This is a genomic window from Klebsiella sp. WOUb02 (assembly GCF_050058015.1).
Lineage (GTDB): Bacteria > Pseudomonadota > Gammaproteobacteria > Enterobacterales > Enterobacteriaceae > Klebsiella.
Genome location: NZ_CP170110.1, coordinates 1,994,967 through 2,015,696, shown reverse-complemented (window position 1 = coordinate 2,015,696; position 20,730 = coordinate 1,994,967). Strand labels below are relative to the sequence as shown.

Sequence of the window (20,730 nt, the reverse complement as noted above, 5' to 3'; positions counted from 1 at the left end):
TTAAATTTAAGTTAATGCAAGTTTAAAAATTGGATGAGGTGCACAAAATGGAAAAAACCGGGGCGGGAGAGGCCCCGGCGGCAGGCTATTCGTTGAAGGGGGCGGCGCGGTCCACAACGGCCTGAATCACGTTCAGCGCGCCGTGGTGGTTATTGTCATCGGTGGCAAAGCGGGAGATGGCCTTGATGCTATCGGCGGCGTTATCCATGGCGAAAGAGTATTTCACCAGCTTGAGCATTTCGGCGTCGTTGCCGCTGTCGCCAATCGCCACGCACTCCTGCGGCGAGATGTGCCAGCGTTTCAGCAGGCGGCTGATACCGTTAGCTTTATGCAGGCCGGGGATAATTAAATCGACGAAGCCAAAGCCGCTGGTCACCGGCTTCATAATACCGTCCAGCGAGATATGCAGCTTATCAATAAGCTGCGGGATATCGCTGTCCGGCAGGTTAAGCGAGAACTTAAACAGCGTGTCGTCGATATCATGGTAACTGGCGATGCGCTGCAGACGATGGTAGTGCTTTGACATCAGCGTGACGAAGCTGTCGGGCGCGTGGTCGCTGACGTAGGCGCTTTCAAGGCCGCAGGCGACGAAGTTGAGATGCGGGTCTTTGAGTAGCTCGCCGATTACAACCTGCGACTCATGGCGGGTCAGCTCGCCGTGAAACAGCTGCTGGCCGTGCTCGTACACCAGCGCGCCGTTCTCGGCGACGAAAGAGATCTGCTCGCGAATTTCCGGGAAAAAGGAGATCAGCTGGTAGTACTGGTTGCCGCTGGCGACAACGAATTCAATACCCTGCTGCCTGAGCTGCGCGAACTGCGCGAGAAAACGCGGGCGGTCATACTGCTTGGCGTCATTGAGAAAAGTTCCGTCCATATCGGTGACGATAACTTTAACGGTCATACCTGTGCTCCTGGCTTAACTGCGACCAGTAACATTCTAATTACAATGTGACCCAAAGCACAAATTTATTTCGAATGAAAGTTTACCCGCGTCTTTGGCAGGTTTCCTGCTATGCAAAATCCGCAAGATAAACACCCCGGCCAGGCGTTGTCCCGGCCGGGGTGCGGTGTGAAGCGGGGCGCGGCCTACAGCGTATGCTCGGTGCGGGCGATAATATCGTCCTGGGCATCCGGCGACAGGGCGGTAAAGAACGCCGAGTAGCCGGCGACGCGAACCACTAAATCACGATACTGGTCAGGGTGTTTCTTCGCCTCCAGCAGCGTTTCGCGCGAGACGATGTTGTACTGGATATGCCAGCCTTTGTGCACCTCGAAGAAGGTGCGCAGCAGCACCATCAGCTTCTGCTTATCGGACTCGTTCTCCAGCGTCGCCGGGTTGAGCTTCTGATTCAGCAGCACGCCGCCGAGAATCGCCCCGGTGGGCAGCTTACCGACCGAGCTAATCACCGCGGTTGGCCCGAGGTGGTCGGTGCCGGAAGCCGGGCTCGCGCCTTCGGCCAGCGGAGAGTGGGCTTTGCGTCCGTCCGGGGTAGCCATCGTCTGGGCGCCAAACGGCACGTTGGCGGAAATCGACGAGGTTCCGGCGTAGTAGTTCCCGCCAATCGGACCGCGGCCGTAGCGCGGATTATGGTAATGCTTCAGCTCGTCGATATAGGTTTGATAGGCGCGGGCCAGCAGGGCGTCGACGCTGTCCTCATCGTTGCCGTACTTCGGCGCGCCGTTGATTAAGCGCTGGCGCAGCTGCTCGTGGGTCAGTCCTGCGAAGTCCTCCGCCAGCGCCTTCGCCAGCTGCTGCTGACCAACAACGCCCTGCTCAAAGACCAGCTTTTTCACCGCCACCAGGCTGTTGCCGAGGTTGGCGATCCCGACCTGCAGACCGGAAACCCAGTCATACTTCGCGCCGCCCTGTTTGATGCTTTTCGCCCGTTCGATGCAGTCATCCACCAGCGCGGAGCAGAGGATATCGTGCACGTTCTCTTCCAGCATGGTATCGACGACGTACTCAATTTCGATCGACTTCCGCGTGTAGTAGCGGATCTGGGTATCCCAGTCGGCCAGCACCTGTTCGAAGCTGGCGAAGTTGCCCTGCGACAGCGCGTGCTCCTGCGGCAGAAACACCTGGCCGCTGGTGGCGTCGCGGCCGCCTTCCAGCGCGGCCAGCATCACGCGGGCGAAGTTGATAAAGCTCATCCCGGTGCAGCGATAGCCCCATTTGCCGCCCACGGCGGTTTCGATGCAGCCAATAGCCGCGTAGTCGTAGGCGTCCTGCGGCTCAATCCCGAGCTTGATAAACTCTGGAATAACTATCTCATCGTTATTGAACGCCGGCATGCCGAAGCCGCAGCGGATGACCTGCACGCAGGCATCGAGGAAGTCGTTGCTCATCCCGGCGTGGTAGCGCACGCTGAGGTTGGGCTGGGTCGAGCGCAGGCGTCCGCAGGATTCGAGGATCGCGTACGAGAGCGGGTTCACCGCATCCTGCGGCTGGCCGTCGCGCAGGTTCTGGCCGCCGATGGTGACGTTCTGATACAGCGGGCTGCCCGCGGAGGCTTTGGAGTGCGAGCCGGAGCGGATCTTGTTCACTTCCAGCAGCTTCAGCCAGCAGGCTGTGCAGCAACTCGATGGCGTGCTCGCGGTCCAGCGACTGCCGGAGCTCGACGTCGCGACGGTAGTAAGGATAGAGGTACTGATCCATACGGCCAAAGGAGACCGAGTGGCCGTTGGATTCAATCTGCAGGATCAGCTGAATGAAGTAGCACAGCTGCAACGCCTGCCAGAAGGTTTTCGGCGGCTCGTGGGCAACGATCTCGCATCCTTCGGCGATGGTCAGCAGCTCGTCGCGGCGGGCGGCGCGGGTTTCCTCCGCCGCCATGCTGCGCGCCAGTTCGGCAAAGCGCCTGCTGTGATTGCTTACCGCCTCCAGCACGATATCAATGGCTTTCAGGAACTGCTCGCCGTGCAGATCCTCCAGCACGGTCAGGTTAATACGCGAGCGGCGTTCGGCGACCTTAGCGCGCATGCCGTCGAGGCCTTTCTCCAGCAGCAGCGGGTAGTTCACCGCGAGGTGGGCATCGCCGGAGGTCATGTTGCCTTCCGCTTTAATAATTCCGGCGGCGAGCAGCGCCTTTTGTTCATCGGTGAACATCCCGTAGCAGCGATCCTGCACGGTCTGACCGCGCCACCACGGGCAGATCTCATGCAGGATGCGCTTGTTCTCTTCGCTGACCGCGAAACCGGCGCCGGGACGATCGGCAAGATCGTCGATCTCCTTCTCAATCCAGCTGACGGTGTATTCCGGGAAGATTGGCGCCGCGCGCACTTCGCTGGCCTGGTTGCCGACGATCAGTTCGTCGTGTTTGATCCAGATGGTGCGTTCCGCCAGATGGTGGGCCAGCGCCAGCGCGCGGCGTACCGGGAGCGGCTTATCCAGGTGCTGCTGATAAGCGGCGGTGTAGTGCCGCGCCCGTTCGGTGCACACCGGCGGCTTAACGATATGTACCAGCGCGGTTTTATGCGCCTGAATGCGGGGGCTTAGCGTATCCAGTTTCAGAGTGGTCATCATTTTATCCTCGTAGAGTAGCCGTTAAACCTTTGCTCTGAGCGTAGGTCTGCGCGAAGGCGAGCAGCTCGGGGGCAGCAAGGGGTTTGTCCGGAGCGGTATAGGGCTGACTGAGTAACTGATATTTGTTCATTCCCAGCGTGTGATACGGCAGGAAGTGGATCTCGCCAACCTGCAGACGGTCGGCGGCAAAGTCGGTAATCGCGGCGATCGTCGCCTCATCGGCGTTAAAGCCCTGAATCAGCGGGACGCGGATGATGATTTTCTTCCCCGCCTGCGCCACGCGCTGCAGGTTATCGAGCACCCGACCGGCGCTGCCGTCGGTCCACTCTTTGAAAATGGCTTCGTTGACGTGCTTGAGGTCGGCGAGGAACAGGTCAATCCAGGGCAGCGAGGGCTCAACGTATTTCCACGGCACGTGCAGGCAGGTTTCGACCGCGGTATGAATCCCCGCCGCGCGGCTGGCCTGCAGCAGCAGCCGCGCCAGTTCGGGATTCATAAACGGTTCGCCGCCGGAAAGGGTCACGCCGCCGCCGCTGCGATCGTAAAAAGGCTTATCGCGCAGCACCGTGGCCATAATCTGCTCCACCTCTTTTTCTTCACCGCATACGCTGAGGGCGGTGGTCGGGCAGCAGTCGCGCAGCCGATCGTAGTGGTCGGCGGTGAGCTTCTGGCGATGGATAATCAGGCCGTCGAGTTTACGGGTTATCGCATCCGGCGCGGCCTGCTGGCACAGATCGCAGCCGGCAAGGCACAGGCGGGGGTCGTACAGTAGATCCGCCGTGCGGGAGCGGCTTTCCGGGTTCTGACACCAGCGGCAGCCCAGCGAGCAGCCTTTAAGGAATACGACGGTGCGGATCCCTGGGCCATCATGGGTCGAGTAGCGCTGAATGTTGAAAATCATGGGACCCCCTTTATTTGCATATGAAGATTAAATAACTTTCGAATGAAAGTTGTATTGATGCAAATCAACAAGCGGGGCGGGCCGCTGCGGCGAAGAGGGGAAAGTCGCGGTCGATCACAAATTTTCCGGCGACGGCCGCCGCCGGAGCAGGGCTAGCGGCTGGCGCAAACCTCGCACTGCGGGTCGCGCATTAGCTTCATTTCGCGGAACTGACAGGTCATGGCGTCGTACATCACCAGCTTGCCCGCGGCAGGCGTGCCGTACTGAGTTAAGACTTTAATGGCCTCCATCGCCTGCAGGGAGCCGATGACGCCGACCAGCGGCGCCATCACCCCGGCCTCAACGCAGGTGAGGGCGTTCTCGCCGAACAGCCGGCTCAGGCAGCGATAGCAGGGCGCGTTATCCTGATACATAAAGACGCTGATTTGTCCCTCCATGCGGATCGCGGCGCCGGAGACCAGCGGCGTTTGATGCTGAAAGCAGCCGGCGTTGAGCTGATTGCGAATAGCGACGTTATCGGTACAGTCGAGCACCAGATCGTGGGCGGCAATCTGCGCCGCCAGCGCCGGCTGGTCGAGCAGCGCATTCAGCGGAGTGAGCCGCACGTGGGGGTTGATCCGCGCCAGCGAATCGCGGGCGGAATCGACCTTCGGCAGACCGATAGCGGCATCGCAGTGCAGCGTCTGGCGCTGTAGATTGGAGAGCGAGACGCTATCGAAATCGAGCAGGGTCAGCTCGCCGACGCCGGCCGCCGCCAGATACTGGGCGGCGGCGCAGCCCAGGCCACCGAGGCCGACCACCAGCACCCGGGCGGCCTTCAGCCGCTCCTGACCGTCAAAATCGAAATTGCGCAGGATTATCTGCCGGTTGTAGCGCAGCATCTCCTCATCGCTCAGCTCGACGTCCATCACAGCCCTCCGAAGAGGTGGTTAAAGGGTTCGACTTCGACCCACTCGCCCGCTTCCACGTTACCGCGTTCGCGCTCCAGCACGATAAAGCAGTTGCCCTGGCTGAAGGAGCTGAAGATGTGCGAACCCTGATGACCGGTGGAGGCCACCGCCAGCTCGCCGTCCGGATTACGCTGCAGCACGCCGCGCTGGAAGTCGAGGCGCCCCGGAGATTTTTTCAGTCGCGTCGCCGCCCGCACGCGCAGGCGCATCGGCTGCGCGCTGGCCGCGCTGCCGCTCAGTTTTGCCAGCAGCGGCAGCACCAGCTGATAGAAGGTGAGGGTGGCGGAAACCGGATTGCCCGGCAGGCCGCAGAACCAGCTGTTGCTGAGCTTGCCGAAAGCAAAAGGTTTACCGGGCTTGATCGCCAGCTTCCAGAAGCCGATTTCGCCGAGCTCTTCGAGGATCTCTTTGGTGTAATCCGCCTCGCCGACCGAGACGCCGCCCGAGCTGATCACCACATCGGCCTGCTGGTCGGCGGCGATAAACGCCGCGCGCAGTTTCGCCGGATCGTCGGCAATAATGCCGAGGTTGATCACCTCGCAGCCCAGTCTGCTGGAGCATCAGGTGCACCGCCAGGCGGTTGGTATCGTAGATTTGCCCGTCGCCAAGCGGCTGGCCCGGCAGCTGCAGCTCGTCGCCGGTAGAGAATACCGCCACGCGAACTTTGCGTACCACCTCGACCTCGGCGATGCCCAGCGACGCCAGCACCGGCAACTCCGCGACGGTCAGCGGCGTACCGGCCGGGAATACCACCGCGCCGTTAGCGATATCTTCCCCGCGACGACGAATATTCTGCCCGGCCTTTACCGCGGCGATAAAGCGAACGCCGTCGGCGGTTTGCTCGGTCTCTTCCTGCATCACCACCGCATCGCAGCCCGGCGGAACCGGCGCGCCGGTCATAATGCGAACGCAGGTGCCCGCAGGCCAGGCGTCGTGGAACGGCTGGCCGGCGAAGGCTTTGCCGGCGACCGGCAGCGCCGCGCCGTCGGCAAGATCGGCGAGGCGTACGGCGTAGCCGTCCATGGCCGAGTTATCAAACCCGGGGACGTCCAGCGGCGAAACGAGATCATGGGCGGCCACGCGCGAAAAGGCCTGCAACAGCGGCACGGTTTCCAGCGCGTTCAGCGGCGTAATACGGTTGAGCATCTGGGTCAGGGCTGTGTCGAGAGGCATCAGTCCGGCGGTAAAATCCATGGGTTTCTCCTGCGGGCAAACATCGAAAGCGCCTATTATGGCAGAAAAGTGCGGGCGGCTATATGCCACCTGGGTACAGGCTTTACATCACCGCCCGCTCTTTCTATATTCAAAAATTGTATAGGACAGTCAGCACGATAATGATATCTATACACTTTATTATTTAAGCTTGCTTTGCGTGGGCAGAGACCTGATGCGGCATGAAGGAATGGCGGAATGAGCAAGGCGGTGATAGCAATTCACGGCGGCGCGGGGGCAATTAGCCGATCGCAGCTGACGCCGGAGCGCGAGCGGCAGTTCGTGGCGGCGCTGTCGGCGATTGTCGATAGCGGGCAGAAAATGCTGGCGGCGGGCGCCAGCGCGCTGGACACGGTCACCGAGGCGGTGCGCCTGCTGGAGGAGTGTCCGCTGTTTAACGCCGGCATCGGTTCAGTGTTTACCCGGGACGCCACCCATGAGCTCGACGCCTGCGTAATGGACGGCAACAGCCTGCATGCCGGAGCGGTTGCCGGCGTAAAGCATCTGCGTAACCCGGTACTGGCCGCGCGGTTGGTGCTGGAGCAGAGCCCGCACGTGCTGCTGATTGGCGAAGGGGCGGAAGCGTTCGCCGCCTCGCGCGGTATGGCGCGGGTGGAAAACGATCTCTTTTCGACCACCGGGCGCCGTCTGCAGCTGCAGCAGGCGCAGGAAGAGAATGAGGTCGTCCTCGATCACGGCGCCGCGCCGCTGGACGAGCGGCATAAAATGGGCACCGTCGGCGCGGTGGCGCTGGATATCGCCGGCAACCTCGCCGCCGCGACCTCCACCGGTGGGATGACCAATAAGCTTCCCGGGCGCGTTGGCGATAGCCCGCTGCCCGGAGCCGGCTGCTACGCCAATAACGCCAGCGTGGCGGTCTCCTGTACCGGCACCGGGGAGGTGTTTATTCGCACCCTCGCGGCCTACGATATCGCCGCGCTGATGGAGTACGCGAACCTGAGCCTGCATGCGGCCTGCGAGCGGGTGGTGATGGAGAAACTGCCGGCGCTCGGCGGCAGCGGCGGGCTGATCGCCATCGACCGGGAAGGCAACGTGGCGCTGCCGTTTAACAGCGAAGGCATGTATCGGGCCTGGTGCTACGCGGGCGATACGCCCACTATTGGTATTTATCGTGAATAAGGGGGCGGGGACGTTGTCGCATAGTCAAGAAATCGACGCCAGCGATGTTCTGGTGGTGCGCGATCTGAACGTCACGTTCAGCCAGGAGCAGCAGACCTTTTCTGCGGTGCGGCATCTTTCGTTCAACCTGCGGCGCGGCGAAACGTTAGCCATTGTGGGCGAGTCGGGCTCGGGGAAGTCGGTTACCGCGCTGGCGCTGATGCGTCTGCTCGACGCCGCCGCCGGTCAGGTCAGCAGCGACGCGCTGTGGCTGCGCCGGCGCAATAATCAGGTCATTGCGCTTGGCGAACAGTCCGCTTCGGCAATGCGCCACGTGCGCGGGGCGGATATCGCGATGATTTTCCAGGAGCCGATGACCTCGCTGAATCCGGTATTTACCATCGGCGAACAGATTGCCGAGTCCATTCGCCTGCACCAGAATCTGGGCCATGACGAGGCGCTGCGCGAAGCAAAAAAAATGCTCGACCAGGTGCGGATCCCGGAAGCTGAAACGATGCTGTCGCGCTATCCGCATCAGCTCTCCGGCGGGATGCGCCAGCGGGTGATGATCGCCATGGCGCTCTCGTGTCGCCCGGCGGTGCTGATTGCCGACGAACCCACCACCGCGCTGGATGTCACCATCCAGGCGCAGATCCTCCAGCTGATTGCCGTGCTGCAAAAAGAGATGGAGATGGGGGTTATTTTTATTACTCACGATATGGGCGTGGTGGCCGATATTGCCGATCGCGTGCTGGTGATGTACCGCGGCGAAGCGGTGGAGAGCGGGACGGTCGAAGATATTTTCCGCGCGCCTGAGCACCCTTACACCCAGGCGCTGCTGGCGGCGGTTCCGCGCCTCGGCTCGATGCGCGGCAGCGATCTGCCGCGCCGCTTCCCGCTGCTCAACCAAAGCGCGCCCGATGACGGAGAACAGGATACCGTTGTCGCCGGCGAGCCGATTCTGCAGGTCCGCGACCTGGTGGCGCGCTTCCCGCTGCGCAGCGGCATTTTGAACCGGATTACCCGCGAGGTGCACGCGGTTGAAAAGGTCAGCTTTGACCTCTGGTCGGGAGAAACCTTGTCGCTGGTCGGCGAGTCCGGCTGCGGCAAATCCACCACCGGCCGGGCGCTGCTGCGGCTGGTGGCGGCCGAGAGCGGGACTATCGTATTTAACGGCGAACGCATCGATACCCTGGCCGGCGCTAAGCTCCAGGCGCTGCGCCGCGATATTCAGTTTATTTTCCAGGACCCGTACGCCTCGCTCGATCCGCGGCAAACGGTGGGCTACTCGATTATGGAGCCGCTGCGCGTGCACGGCCTGCTGGAAGGCGAGGCGGCCCGCCAGCGCGTGGCCTGGCTCCTCGAGCGCGTCGGCCTGCAGCCGGAACACGCCTGGCGCTATCCGCACGAGTTTTCCGGCGGCCAGCGCCAGCGCGTATGCATTGCGCGGGCGCTGGCGCTGAATCCAAAGGTGGTGATTGCCGACGAGTCGGTTTCGGCGCTCGACGTCTCAATTCGCGCGCAGATTATCAACCTGATGCTCGATTTACAGCGTGAAATGGGCATCGCCTTTCTGTTTATTTCCCACGATATGGCGGTGGTTGAGCGTATCAGCCATCGCGTTGCGGTGATGTACCGCGGGCGAATCGTTGAGATTGGCCCGCGCCGCGCCGTATTTGAAAACCCGCAGCATCCCTATACCCGCAAGCTGATGGCCGCCGTACCGGTGGCCGACCCGGCGCATCGTCATCCGCAGCGCGTACTGCTCTCTGACGAGCTACCGGGCAATATCTATAAGCGAGGGGAAGAGGTAGCCAGCGCGCCGTTACAACAGGTAGGGCCCGGACATTTCGTCGCCCGGGAACCTGCCGCCGACGTGTTGGGAAGATAACAACGACACCAATAACGCAGCATTTCAGGAGAACAACATGACACAACGCGTATCACGCAAATGGTTGCTGGCGCTGGGCGTCGCTTCGGCGCTGGCGACGGCGCCGGCGCTGGCCGCAAAAGATGTGGTGGTGGCGGTCGGTTCTAATTTTACGACCCTCGACCCTTATGATGCCAACGACACCTTATCCCAGGCGGTTGCCAAGTCATTCTATCAGGGGCTGTTCGGCCTCGATAAAGAGATGAAGGTGCAGAACGTCCTCGCGGAGAGCTATACCGTTTCGCCCGACGGCCTGGTCTACACCATTAAGCTGCACCAGGGGGTGAAGTTCCAGGACGGTACCGATTTTAACGCTGAAGCGGTGAAGGCCAACCTCGACCGCGCCAGCAATGCGGATAATCATCTCAAGCGCTATAACCTTTACAAAAATATCGCCAGCACCGAGGCGGTTGACCCGACGACGGTAAAAATCACCCTCAGGCAGCCTTTCTCGGCGTTTATCAACGTCCTGGCCCATCCGGCTACGGCGATGATCTCCCCGGCGGCGCTGAAAAAATATGGCAAAGAGATTGGTTTTCATCCTGTCGGCACCGGTCCGTATCAGCTAGATACCTGGAACCAGACCGATTTTGTGAAGGTGACGAAGTTTGCCGGCTACTGGCAGCCGGGCCTGCCGAAGCTCGACTCCATCACCTGGCGTCCGGTGGTGGATAACAACACCCGCGCCGCGATGCTGCAAACCGGCGAGGCGCAGTTTGCCTTCCCGATCCCCTACGAGCAGGCGCCGCTGCTGGCGAAAAACGACAAGCTGGAGCTGGTCGCCAGCCCGTCGATCATGCAGCGTTATATCAGCATGAACGTCACGCAGAAGCCGTTTGATAACCCGAAGGTGCGCGAGGCGATTAACTACGCCATCAACCGCCAGGCGCTGGTGAAGGTCGCCTTCGCCGGGTACGCCACGCCGGCAACCGGCGTCGTGCCGCCGTCTATCGCCTATGCCGAGACCTTTAAAGCGTGGCCGTACGATCCGGCTAAGGCCCGCGAGCTGCTCAAGGAGGCCGGTTTCCCGAACGGATTCAGCACCACGCTGTGGTCATCGCACAACCACAGCACCGCTCAGAAGGTGCTGCAGTTTACCCAGCAGCAGCTGGCGCAGGTGGGCATTAAAGCGCAGCTGACGGCGATGGATGCCGGCCAGCGCGCGGCGGAAGTGGAAGGTAAAGGACAGAAAGAGAGCGGTGTACGCATGTTCTACACCGGCTGGTCGGCCTCGACCGGGGAAGCCGACTGGGCGCTGTCGCCGCTTTTCGCCTCACAAAACTGGCCGCCGACCCTGTTTAATACCGCTTTCTACGGCAATCCGCAGGTAGACAAAGACCTCGCCGATGCCCTGAAAACGACCGACGCTGCGGAAAAAACGCGGCTCTACAAGCAGGCCCAGGAGATTATCTGGAAAGAGTCGCCGTGGGTCCCGCTGGTGGTGGAAAAACTGGTCTCCGCGCACAGTAAGAATCTGAGCGGTTTTTATATTCAGCCGGATACCGGATTCAGCTTTGAGCAGGCGGATTTAGCCCAGTGACGGTGGTTACCTTTATCCCGACCCTCTCCCCCGCGGGGAGAGGGCGCCGGGCCTTGCTCCCTCTGCCGTTCGCGCCGAGGGTTCGGGTGAGGAGAGGCGATGCTTAATTACGTGATTAAACGCCTGCTGGGGCTGATTCCCACCCTGCTGATCGTGGCGGTGCTGGTTTTTTTGTTTGTGCATCTGCTGCCCGGCGACCCGGCGCGGCTGATTGCCGGACCGGAAGCCGATGCGCAGGTCGTCGCGATGGTCCGCGAGCAGTTGGGGCTCGATCGGCCGCTGCACGTCCAGTTCTGGCACTATATCACCAGCGTGCTGCAGGGGGATTTTGGCATCTCGATGGCCTCGCGCCGCCCGGTGAGTAGCGAAATCGCCAGCCGCTTTATGCCGACGCTGTGGCTGACGCTTGCCAGCATGAGCTGGGCGGTGGTGTTTGGTATGGCGGCGGGGATTGCCGCCGCGGTCTGGCGCAACCGCTGGCCGGACCGGCTGGGGATGGCGCTGGCGGTGACCGGTATCTCCTTTCCGGCTTTTGCCCTCGGGATGCTGCTGATGCAGGTTTTCTCCGTCGAACTTGGCTGGCTGCCGACGGTGGGCGCCGATAGCTGGCGGCACTATATTCTGCCCTCCGTGACCCTGGGGGCGGCGGTGGCCGCGGTGATGGCGCGCTTTACCCGCGCATCGTTCGTCGATGTGCTGCACGAGGACTATATGCGCACCGCGCGGGCGAAAGGGGTCAGCGAGACGCTGGTGGTGCTTAAGCACGGCCTGCGCAATGCGATGATCCCGGTGGTGACGATGATGGGGCTGCAGTTTGGCTTCCTGCTCGGCGGCTCGATCGTGGTGGAGAAAGTCTTCAACTGGCCGGGGCTCGGCAGGCTGCTGGTGGATTCGGTCGAGATGCGCGACTATCCGGTGATTCAGGCGGAAGTTCTGCTGTTTTCGCTGGAATTTATTCTTATCAATTTAGTGGTGGACGTGCTGTATGCCGCCATTAACCCGGCTATCAGGTACAAGTAAGGTGCGATTGCTCAACTGGAGAAGGCAGGCGGTTATCAACGCCATGCCGGGGATCAAACCCGGTCAGATACGAACGCCGTGGCATGAGTTCTGGCGGCGCTTTCGCCGTCAGCCGGTGGCGATGGGCGCCGGCGTGTTTGTGCTGCTGCTGATCGTGGTAGCCGCCGTGGCGCCGTGGATCGCGCCGTTCGATGCGGAAAACTACTTTGACTACGATCGCCTCAACGACGGTCCGTCGGCGCTGCACTGGTTCGGCGTCGATTCGCTGGGTCGGGATATCTTCAGCCGGGTGCTGGTCGGGGCGCAGATTTCGCTGGCTGCCGGGGTGCTGGCGGTGCTGATCGGCGCGGCAATCGGCACCGTACTCGGGCTGCTGGCCGGTTACTATGAAGGCTGGTGGGACCGGATAATTATGCGCATCTGCGACGTGCTGTTCGCGTTCCCGGGGATCCTGCTGGCGATCGCCGTGGTGGCGGTGATGGGGAGCGGGATGTCGAACGTGATCATCGCGGTGGCGATCTTCTCCATTCCGGCTTTTGCGCGCCTGGTGCGCGGCAATACGCTGGTCCTCAAGCAGCAGACGTTTATCGAGTCGGCGCGCAGCATCGGCGCCAGCGATGCGACGATCCTCTTCAGCCATATTCTGCCCGGCACGGTGTCGTCGATTGTGGTCTATTTCACCATGCGTATCGGGGTGTCGATAATCTCCGCCGCCAGCCTCTCATTCCTCGGCCTCGGCGCGCAGCCGCCGACCCCGGAGTGGGGGGCGATGCTGAACGAAGCGCGGGCGGATATGGTGATGGCGCCGCACGTGGCGCTGTTTCCGGCGATCGCTATTTTTCTGACGGTGCTGGCGTTCAACCTGCTGGGCGACGGCCTGCGCGATGCGCTGGATCCGAAGATAAAGGGGTAGGCTGAGAGAGGAGTCCGGAGAGGGCGCGCCGCGCCGCCTCCGGAAGGCTCCGGCTGGCGCTGACGCGTAGCCGGAGTAAGAAGCGTATTAAACCCGGCTACCCCACAGGTCGTACTCGTCGGCGTGCTCAACTTTGACCCGCAGCACGTCGCCCGGTTTGACTTTGGTTTCGCCGTTCAGATACACCGCGCCGTCGATTTCCGGGGCGTCGGCCATGCTGCGGCCAATGGCGCCTTCTTCGTCAACTTCGTCGATAAGTACCATGATTTCGCGGCCGACCTTCTCCTGCAGACGTTCGGCGGAGATCTGCTGCTGCAGCCTGCATAAAGCGGTTCCAGCGCTCCTCTTTCACCTCTTCCGCCACCTGATCCGCCAGCTCGTTGGCGGTCGCGCCATCGACCGGGCTGTATTTAAAGCAGCCGACGCGGTCAAGGCGGGCTTCTTTCAGGAAGTCGAGCAGCATCTGGAAATCTTCTTCCGTTTCGCCCGGGAAGCCGACGATAAAGGTCGAACGCAGGGTCAGGTCAGGGCAGACTTCACGCCACTGCTTGATGCGCGCCAACTGGCGATCGGCGGAGCCCGGGCGTTTCATCATCTTGAGGATCCGCGGGCTGGCGTGCTGCAGCGGGATATCGAGATACGGCAGGATTTTACCTTCCGCCATCAGCGGGATCACGTCGTCGACGTGCGGGTAGGGGTAAACGTAGTGCAGGCGCACCCAGATACCCAGTTTCGCCAGCTCTTCGCACAGGCTGACCATGCTGGTTTTCACCGGCATGCCGTCGTGGAAGCCGGTACGATGCTTCACGTCGACGCCGTAGGCGGAGGTATCCTGAGAGATCACCAGCAGCTCTTTCACCCCGGCGTCGGCCAGGCGCTTAGCTTCCGACAGCACTTCGCCAATCGGACGGCTCACCAGATCGCCGCGCATGGACGGAATGATGCAGAAGGTGCAGCGGTGGTTGCAGCCTTCGGAAATTTTCAGGTAAGCGTAGTGGCGCGGCGTCAGCTTAACGCCCTGTTCCGGCACCAGGCTCAGGAACGGGTTGTGCTTCGGCTTCGGCGTGTAGTGGTGGACGTGCTCGAGCACCTGCTCGTAGCTGTGCGGGCCGGTGATCTCCAGCACTTTCGGGTGAACTTCGCGAATCTGGTCTTCTTTCGCGCCCAGGCAGCCGGTAACGATCACTTTGCCGTTTTCTTTTAAGGCTTCACCAATCGCTTCCAGCGACTCCTGAACGGCGCTATCGATAAAGCCGCAGGTGTTGACGATAACCATATCGGCGTTTTCGTAGGTAGGAACCACGTCATACCCTCCGGTGCGCAGTTCGGTCAGGATGCGTTCTGAGTCGACAAGGTTTTTCGGACAGCCAAGGGAGACGAAGCCGATCTTCGGCTGGTGCGTTACATTGCTCATAGCTTAAAAAGTGTTCAATTATTGGAATGGTCAGGGCAGGGATTCTACAGAGGTTGGCGGGAAAATTGTACTGGTATCTCTGTTTTCGCCATCGGGCGGGCGATCTTTATCGCCGGCCGTTTCCCGGGAAGCCAGTGGCGGCCGAAGACGCGGGATAAAAAGTGATTGAGTATCGGTTTAGACGCGCTGTGCTAGCGTGATGCTTTTCTTTTCAGGTTATCCGTTTGCCGTTTTCAGAGTTGGTCCATGTTTAAAAAACGCAGTTGTATATTAGGTATTTCAATGCTGGCCGCAGGGTCAGGGTATGCCGGGGAGCTTAGTTTATATTCGATAAATAGCGGGTCGTATGTCTACCACCTGACGGGAAACCATGGCCAGTATAACGAGCATTTTAATAATCAGTTTCTGTCAGTAGAGCGAAAGTTTTCGCCGGATTCCAGATATAGCGCGTTAGCCGGGACGATGAAAAATAGTTTTGACGATCGCTGCCTGTCGCTGGGGATGAGAAGAGACTGGGTTTCAGGCCCAGGCGGCTGGACGTTTAAAGGCGTATACGCCTACACCGGGGAATTCTTTTTTAAAGCATTTAGCCACTGCGGCGACTCGGGGGCCTACCGGACGGCGAAGAAGTTAACCGGGGTAGGCTTCTCCCCCTATGTTTATCATGGCCTGCAGTATAACTTTACGGATTATTTTGGCGTTGAGGGCGGAATTATTATTCCGGCGATTTTCGTGATGAGCGTTCAGTGGCGCTTCCGCTAAGCAGCATTATCTCCAGTCGCATGTGATAACATTATTTCGGCTTGCGCACTGCGGCCTGTTCAGTCGTATATCGGGTAGGTCGTCCTCTTTTTTATCTAAAGGGTAGCAGCTGCAAAGTAGCAAAATAGAGCAGATCATCAGCAAACGGCGGAGCATATATTGATCCTGAAAGTGAACGCCGGGCGTCGATATCTGGCGTTATCCCTTTCCTCCGCCGAATATCGTCTGATAAGACGGGCATGCCGGTAATATCGATACAACGGTTCGGCAACTACCGGCCCTGGGCGCTGGCCGAACCGCCTTTATACGTCGGGATTAAAAATTGCCGTACAGGCTAATCAGCACATTAATATGTACGGTGAGCGCCAGCATAATCAGCATGGCGATAAGGAACACAATCCCTAACCGCAGCACCCTGATCTTTTGCTCATTGCTGCTTAAATCAGGACAGTGGCGGATTTTTTTACGCTGATACAAATACATAAGACAGAGGGTGATGTAGATAACCGGTGACAGAATATGGAGATAACTGTATGACCAAAGTAATAATTCACTGGTGCCCATCGCAATGAGCCAGACGAGGATAAATATCATGCTGCTTTCCGTAATAGGTAGAAGATTGGCGTATTATTTTCTTTTGAAGAAAAAGTAAACTGAAAAAATGACATCGAAGAAAATCCACAGGCCGCTAAGAAAGAGGATGTGCTTGAATGCGCTAATCCAGAAGGTCGCGTCGCGGATAATTCGGTGATCCGCAAAGGGCGCCGCAGAGCTAAAATAGAGTACGTAGATGCTGACGGCCAGCATCAGAACGTTCATTACGATAAATAATGTAAATACGATGCTACCGGTATGTGTTTTTTTACTATTTTTAAGTTTCATATTCTCTGTCATAGTCAGTGGATAAACAGGTTGATGGTCACCGGCTGATTGTGCATCGCAGGTGATATTGACTTATTCCGTGGGCTATTTAACGGGCGTTATTCTCTCTATGCTACCGGCAGTTGTTCCGCCATTTATGGACTGTGTTTACAGGCTCCGTGGCAAGGCGCGAGGATTTAGCTCGGGTTCCTGATGCCGGTCGTTAATGCTAACGTGGAATGTATCAAAATAATAATCATGCGGCGTAACAGGCTCTGAATTCAGAGGATTTATGAAAATAAAAATGAGCGCGGACAGCACAATTATTATCATCATTATTTTCATAAGAACGCCTGGCATGGTTTATAGATGGCTATATTCTGCTGCGTTGTGCCGGGTATGTATACTGTAAAAATAGTTTTCTCTCTTCCGTTTGCTATCCATTTAGCATCTTGTGCGAATAATGAGTTAATGTTAAATAAAAATAAATTACTATTTATATAGTTGTTAGCAGCTGCGGCGGTAAAATATTTAGCGGCAGGCTGGGATCGCGGCCTTAATATCCTGCTGATATCCGCCGCTGTTTCGCGGATATCCGCTTTATTATGCTCGCGGAACTGTGCTTATTTCCCACCGCGGCGATCGGCCCCTGCCTATATTGTGTCGAAGAAACATCCTCTCTCATACCGCAATATTGGCCGCTTGCTCCCTTTGTGCGCCAGATTTTGCGCTATACCGCCGCGGTTGCGCTAACGAAACATTGAGGCAGATTTAAACATTATCGCAACATTGTAAATGATGTTAATTAACCAGGAATTATTGACCCCGCGCATGATTTTGCGCAAAAAAATGACCATATTATAATTATGGTAATGGACAGCAGAGGAGGAACGATGATGACCGTTGACAGACTGTATCGTAACCTTTTGCATAAGCTGATTAATGCCAATATTGATCTCGAGGCTTATCTGCAGCTGCGCAAAGCTAAAGGCTATATGTCAGTCAGCGAGAATGAGCATCTGCGTGATAACCTGTTTGAGCTTTGTCGTGAAATGCGTGAAGGCGCGCCGCGGTTGCAGCACGCCGTTACGCCGGAGGAAAAGGACGCTCTTCGTCTTGCCGGTGAAGCCGTTGCTTCCGCGGCGGTTTGCCTGATGAGCGGGCATCACGATTGTCCGTCTTATATTGCGGTTAACGTAGAGACGCTAGAACGCTGCCTGGCAGGATTGGCGCTGAACATTCATAAACTGAATGCATCAGTGCCAATTACCCGCGTCTGAATTCAGGGGGGCATGCCCCCCTGCTTAATGTTATGTAAAACTCCCCCTGCCGCTCTCCTTCGCTGACTACTCTTATCCCATTGCTGATAAAAGGAGTTCGCCATGCGCCAGACCGTCGCCCTGTTAGCCTTTGCCGCTCTGCTGTTACCTGCCGCCGCCGTCGCCGCCGAGAAGGTGCGCGTCGAGGTTCTGCAAAACAAGCTCGACCATCCGTGGGCGCTGGCTTTCCTCCCCGACCGGCAGGGGATACTGATCACCCTCCGCGGCGGCGAGCTGAAGCTCTGGCGCCAGGGAGAGGGGCTGTCGCCGGCGATTTCCGGCGTGCCGCAGGTATGGGCCAGCGGGCAGGGCGGGTTGCTTGACGTGGCGCTGGCGCCGGACTTTTCCCATTCGCGCAAGGTGTGGCTGAGCTATGCGGAGGCCGGGGAGGATGGCAAAGCGGGAACCGCGGTAGGATACGGCCGCCTGAGTGAGGATCGCCGGCGGCTGGAGAATTTTCAGGTGGTCTTTCGCCAGCAGCCGAAGCTCTCCATCGGCAACCACTTTGGCGGACGTCTGGTATTTGACGGTAAGGGGCACCTGTTTATTGGCTTAGGCGAGAATAACCAGCGCGCGACGGCCCAGGATCTCGACAAGCTGCAGGGCAAAGTGGTGCGTTTGACCGAGGCGGGAGAGGTTCCGGCGGATAATCCGTTTGTCGGCCGCGCCGACGCCAGGCCGGAAATTTGGGCCTACGGGATCCGTAACCCGCAGGGGATGGCGCTCAATCCGTGGAGCGATACCCTGTGGCTCAACGAGCACGGCCCGCGTGGCGGGGATGAGATTAACATCCCGCAGAGAGGCAAGAACTACGGCTGGCCGCTGGCGACGCACGGCATAAATTACAGCGGCCTGCCTATCCCGGAAGCGCAGGGAACGGCGGTGGAGGGAACCGAAGCGCCGCTGTTTGTCTGGAAAACGTCGCCCGCGGTGAGCGGCATGGCCTTCTACGATTCCGCAACCTTCCCCCAGTGGCGGCACAAGCTGTTTATCGGCGCGCTGAAGGACCAGTCGCTGATTGTCCTCGACGTAAAGGGCAATAGCGTCAGCGAAGAGGCGCGAATTCTGCGCGATCGCGGCCAGCGTATCCGCGACGTTCGCGTCGGACCCGATGGCTATCTGTATCTTCTGACCGACGAATCCAACGGCGAACTGCTGAAGGTCAGCCCGCAGAGCTAGCCTCAGGTGACCGGGATCGCCACGACGCTGTGCCAGGCCTGGCGTTCGTTAATCTGCTGATACCAGCGCTGCAGGTTCGGGCGCGGTTGCCAGGTCGTGACGATGCTCATCAGGTTGTAGACGAACGGCGCAACGGCAATATCGCCGAGGCCAAACGACTCGCCGGAGAGCCACGGGAATACCGCCAGCTCGGCGTCGAGGATGGCGAAGAGCGCTTCACAGCCGGCGATACCGGCGGCAATCGCCGCAGGATCGCGTTTTTCCACCGGCGTTCTCACCAGCCCCATCAATACCGGGCGGTGGGCGGGAGAGAGCGAGCCGTTGGCCCAGTCCATCCACTTGTCGCCCTGCGCCCGCAGGACCGGATCGTCAACCCACAGGCGGTTTTGCCCGTACTGCGCCGCCAGATAGCGAATAATGGCGTTCGACTCCCACAGCACAAGGTCATCGTCCTTCAGCAGCGGCACCAGACCGTTCGGATTCATCGCCAGGTACTCTGCGTCGTGATTCAAGCCAAACTCCAGCCCCGCCATAATCTGCTGATAGGGAAGGTCCAGCTCCTCCAGCACCCAGCGTACTTTCTTCACGTTAGTTGAATTGTTTCTGCCCCATAGCGTAATCATATCGGTTCCCGTCAGTTATTGAGCCGTCGTTGCAACAAGATGAGCCATTATGTTGGAATAAAGTTAATATATAGGCAATCACGATCAAAAAAATTGCTCTGTTTTCAGCAAGACGCGAGGTTATTGCGTAAACTTTAAAAACTTTACCAACTCGCTGTTTCTTTAAGATCATTTGTACGCTTTACTCACCGGCTGCTGCTGCGCCGCCAGAGTGCTGCGGCATATTTTGTTTGGAAAGGATACTTGGGTGGCTCTTATGACGCATGATGCTTTTTCCCTTCGCGGCCTCGCGGCAGGCTGCGCTCTTCTCATTCTCGTTGCGCCTGCGGTACAGGCTGCCGAGCAACTCCCCGACGCCCCGTCGATTGATGCACGAGCCTGGGTGCTGATGGACTACGCCAGCGGCAAAGTGCTCAGCGAAGGCAATGCCGATGAAAAACTCGATCCGGCAAGCCTGACTAAGATTATGACCAGCTACGTCGTCGGGCAGGCGCTGAAGGCGGGCAAGATTAAGTCCACCGATATGGTGACCGTCGGTCGCGATGCCTGGGCCACCGGCAATCCGGCGCTGCGCGGCTCATCGGTGATGTTCCTCAAGCCGGGCATGCAGGTCTCGGTTGAGGACCTCAATAAGGGCGTTATCATTCAGTCCGGCAACGATGCCAGCATTGCGATTGCCGACTACGTCGCGGGCAGTCAGGATGCGTTTGTTAGCCTGATGAACGGCTACGCGCAAAAAATGGGCCTGACGAATACCACCTTTATGACCGTCCACGGCCTTGATGCGCCGGGCCAGTTCAGTACCGCCCGCGATATGGCGCTGCTGACCAAAGCGATGATCCACGACGTCCCTGAAGAGTACGCTATCCATAAAGAGAAAGAGTTTACCTTCAATAAGATCCGCCAGCCGAACCGCAACCGCCTGCTGTGGAACGCCAGCCTCAACGCCGATGGCGTGAAAACCGGCACCACCGCCGGGGCGGGCTATAATCTGGTCTCCTCGGCAAAACAGGGCGATATGCGTCTGATTGCCGTCGTCCTCGGGACGAAGACCGATCGTATTCGTTTTAATGAATCCGAAAAGCTGCTGACCTGGGGCTTCCGCTTCTATGAAACCGTGACGCCGATTAAGCCGGACGCCACCTTTATTACCCAGCGCGTGTGGTTTGGCGATAGCAGCGAAGCGAAGCTGGGCGCAGGCGAAGCCGGCTCGATTACCATTCCGCGCGGCCAGTTGAAGAACCTGAAGGCCAGCTATGCCCTCAAGGATACGCAGCTGACGGCACCGCTGACCAAAGGGCAGGTGGTAGGAACTATCGACTTTAAACTCAATGATAAAACCATTGAACAGCGTCCGCTTATCGTGATGGAAGCGGTAAATGAAGGGGGCTTCTTTAGCCGAATGATCGACTTCGTGCTGATGAAGCTGCACGGCTGGTTCGGCGGCTGGTTCTCGTAATCTGC

14 protein-coding genes and 3 pseudogenes are annotated in these 20,730 nt (G+C 59.0%); 9 read left to right on the top strand and 8 right to left on the bottom strand.

Annotation, left to right across the window (positions count from 1 at the left end; all coding sequences use genetic code 11):
• Nucleotides 1–85 precede the first annotated feature (85 nt).
• The 5 genes and pseudogenes from ABOC21_RS16670 to moeA all read right to left on the bottom strand — a co-directional run bounded on the left by ABOC21_RS16670 (nucleotide 86) and on the right by moeA (nucleotide 6,568).
• On the bottom strand, nucleotides 86–901 hold the full coding sequence (locus ABOC21_RS16670) for a Cof-type HAD-IIB family hydrolase (protein ID WP_426815344.1): 816 nt from the start codon (nucleotides 899–901) through the stop codon (nucleotides 86–88).
• A 185-nt stretch (nucleotides 902–1,086) separates the two neighbouring features.
• A pseudogene (locus ABOC21_RS16665) lies at nucleotides 1,087–3,520 on the bottom strand (formate C-acetyltransferase/glycerol dehydratase family glycyl radical enzyme).
• A gap of 4 nt (nucleotides 3,521–3,524) precedes the next feature.
• Nucleotides 3,525–4,424, bottom strand: a complete 900-nt coding sequence (locus ABOC21_RS16660; RefSeq protein ID WP_426815343.1) for a glycyl-radical enzyme activating protein — start codon at nucleotides 4,422–4,424, stop codon at nucleotides 3,525–3,527.
• Between the two features lie 152 nt (nucleotides 4,425–4,576).
• Nucleotides 4,577–5,332 carry a molybdopterin-synthase adenylyltransferase MoeB gene (gene moeB, locus ABOC21_RS16655; RefSeq protein WP_426815342.1) on the bottom strand — a complete coding sequence of 252 codons (756 nt, stop codon included), beginning with the start codon at nucleotides 5,330–5,332 and terminating at the stop codon, nucleotides 4,577–4,579.
• Nucleotides 5,332–6,568 (bottom strand): annotated as a pseudogene (gene moeA / locus ABOC21_RS16650) (molybdopterin molybdotransferase MoeA). The gene moeB and the pseudogene moeA overlap by 1 nt, the downstream one beginning before the upstream one ends.
• Before the next feature lie 216 nt (nucleotides 6,569–6,784).
• Between moeA and iaaA the strand changes: the two are divergent.
• From iaaA to gsiD, 5 genes are all read left to right on the top strand, one after another.
• The gene (iaaA, locus tag ABOC21_RS16645; RefSeq protein WP_426815341.1) at nucleotides 6,785–7,726 is read left to right on the top strand and encodes a beta-aspartyl-peptidase; all 942 of its coding nucleotides are present in this window, start codon (nucleotides 6,785–6,787) and stop codon (nucleotides 7,724–7,726) included.
• Between the two features lie 13 nt (nucleotides 7,727–7,739).
• Nucleotides 7,740–9,596: a glutathione ABC transporter ATP-binding protein GsiA gene (gene gsiA, locus ABOC21_RS16640; protein WP_426815340.1), complete on the top strand. Its 1,857-nt coding sequence runs from the start codon at nucleotides 7,740–7,742 to the stop codon at nucleotides 9,594–9,596.
• Between the two features lie 37 nt (nucleotides 9,597–9,633).
• The gene (gene gsiB, locus ABOC21_RS16635) at nucleotides 9,634–11,175 is read left to right on the top strand and encodes a glutathione ABC transporter substrate-binding protein GsiB (protein WP_426815339.1); all 1,542 of its coding nucleotides are present in this window, start codon (nucleotides 9,634–9,636) and stop codon (nucleotides 11,173–11,175) included.
• A gap of 99 nt (nucleotides 11,176–11,274) precedes the next feature.
• Complete coding sequence (gene gsiC, locus ABOC21_RS16630; RefSeq protein WP_426815338.1) at nucleotides 11,275–12,195, top strand: glutathione ABC transporter permease GsiC; 921 nt, start codon at nucleotides 11,275–11,277, stop codon at nucleotides 12,193–12,195.
• 1 nt (nucleotide 12,196) lies between these two features.
• A complete protein-coding gene (gene gsiD, locus ABOC21_RS16625; protein ID WP_426815337.1) occupies nucleotides 12,197–13,108 on the top strand; it encodes a glutathione ABC transporter permease GsiD in 912 nt (303 codons plus the stop codon).
• An 87-nt stretch (nucleotides 13,109–13,195) separates the two neighbouring features.
• Here gsiD and rimO read toward each other — a convergent pair.
• A pseudogene (rimO, locus tag ABOC21_RS16620) lies at nucleotides 13,196–14,522 on the bottom strand (30S ribosomal protein S12 methylthiotransferase RimO).
• A 282-nt stretch (nucleotides 14,523–14,804) separates the two neighbouring features.
• Between rimO and ABOC21_RS16615 the strand changes: the two are divergent.
• A complete protein-coding gene (locus ABOC21_RS16615; RefSeq protein WP_426815514.1) occupies nucleotides 14,805–15,284 on the top strand; it encodes a hypothetical protein in 480 nt (159 codons plus the stop codon).
• A 315-nt stretch (nucleotides 15,285–15,599) separates the two neighbouring features.
• On the opposite strand, the gene ABOC21_RS16610 is transcribed toward ABOC21_RS16615, so the two are convergent.
• Nucleotides 15,600–15,878, bottom strand: a complete 279-nt coding sequence (locus ABOC21_RS16610; protein ID WP_426815336.1) for a hypothetical protein — start codon at nucleotides 15,876–15,878, stop codon at nucleotides 15,600–15,602.
• A 1,163-nt stretch (nucleotides 15,879–17,041) separates the two neighbouring features.
• Between ABOC21_RS16610 and bssR the strand changes: the two genes are divergently transcribed.
• Nucleotides 17,042–17,425 (top strand): biofilm formation regulator BssR, encoded by a 384-nt coding sequence (gene bssR, locus ABOC21_RS16605; protein WP_426815513.1) that lies wholly within the window; start codon nucleotides 17,042–17,044, stop codon nucleotides 17,423–17,425.
• 102 nt (nucleotides 17,426–17,527) lie between these two features.
• Entirely contained in the window at nucleotides 17,528–18,643 is a 1,116-nt protein-coding gene (locus ABOC21_RS16600; RefSeq protein ID WP_426815335.1) for a PQQ-dependent sugar dehydrogenase, read from the top strand.
• A 2-nt stretch (nucleotides 18,644–18,645) separates the two neighbouring features.
• On the opposite strand, the gene ABOC21_RS16595 is transcribed toward ABOC21_RS16600, so the two are convergent.
• Nucleotides 18,646–19,266: a glutathione S-transferase family protein gene (locus ABOC21_RS16595; RefSeq protein ID WP_426815334.1), complete on the bottom strand. Its 621-nt coding sequence runs from the start codon at nucleotides 19,264–19,266 to the stop codon at nucleotides 18,646–18,648.
• Nucleotides 19,267–19,522: 256 nt separating this feature from the next.
• On the opposite strand from ABOC21_RS16595, the gene dacC reads away from it, so the two are divergent.
• A complete protein-coding gene (dacC, locus tag ABOC21_RS16590) occupies nucleotides 19,523–20,725 on the top strand; it encodes a serine-type D-Ala-D-Ala carboxypeptidase (protein WP_426815512.1) in 1,203 nt (400 codons plus the stop codon).
• Nucleotides 20,726–20,730: the final 5 nt, after the last annotated feature.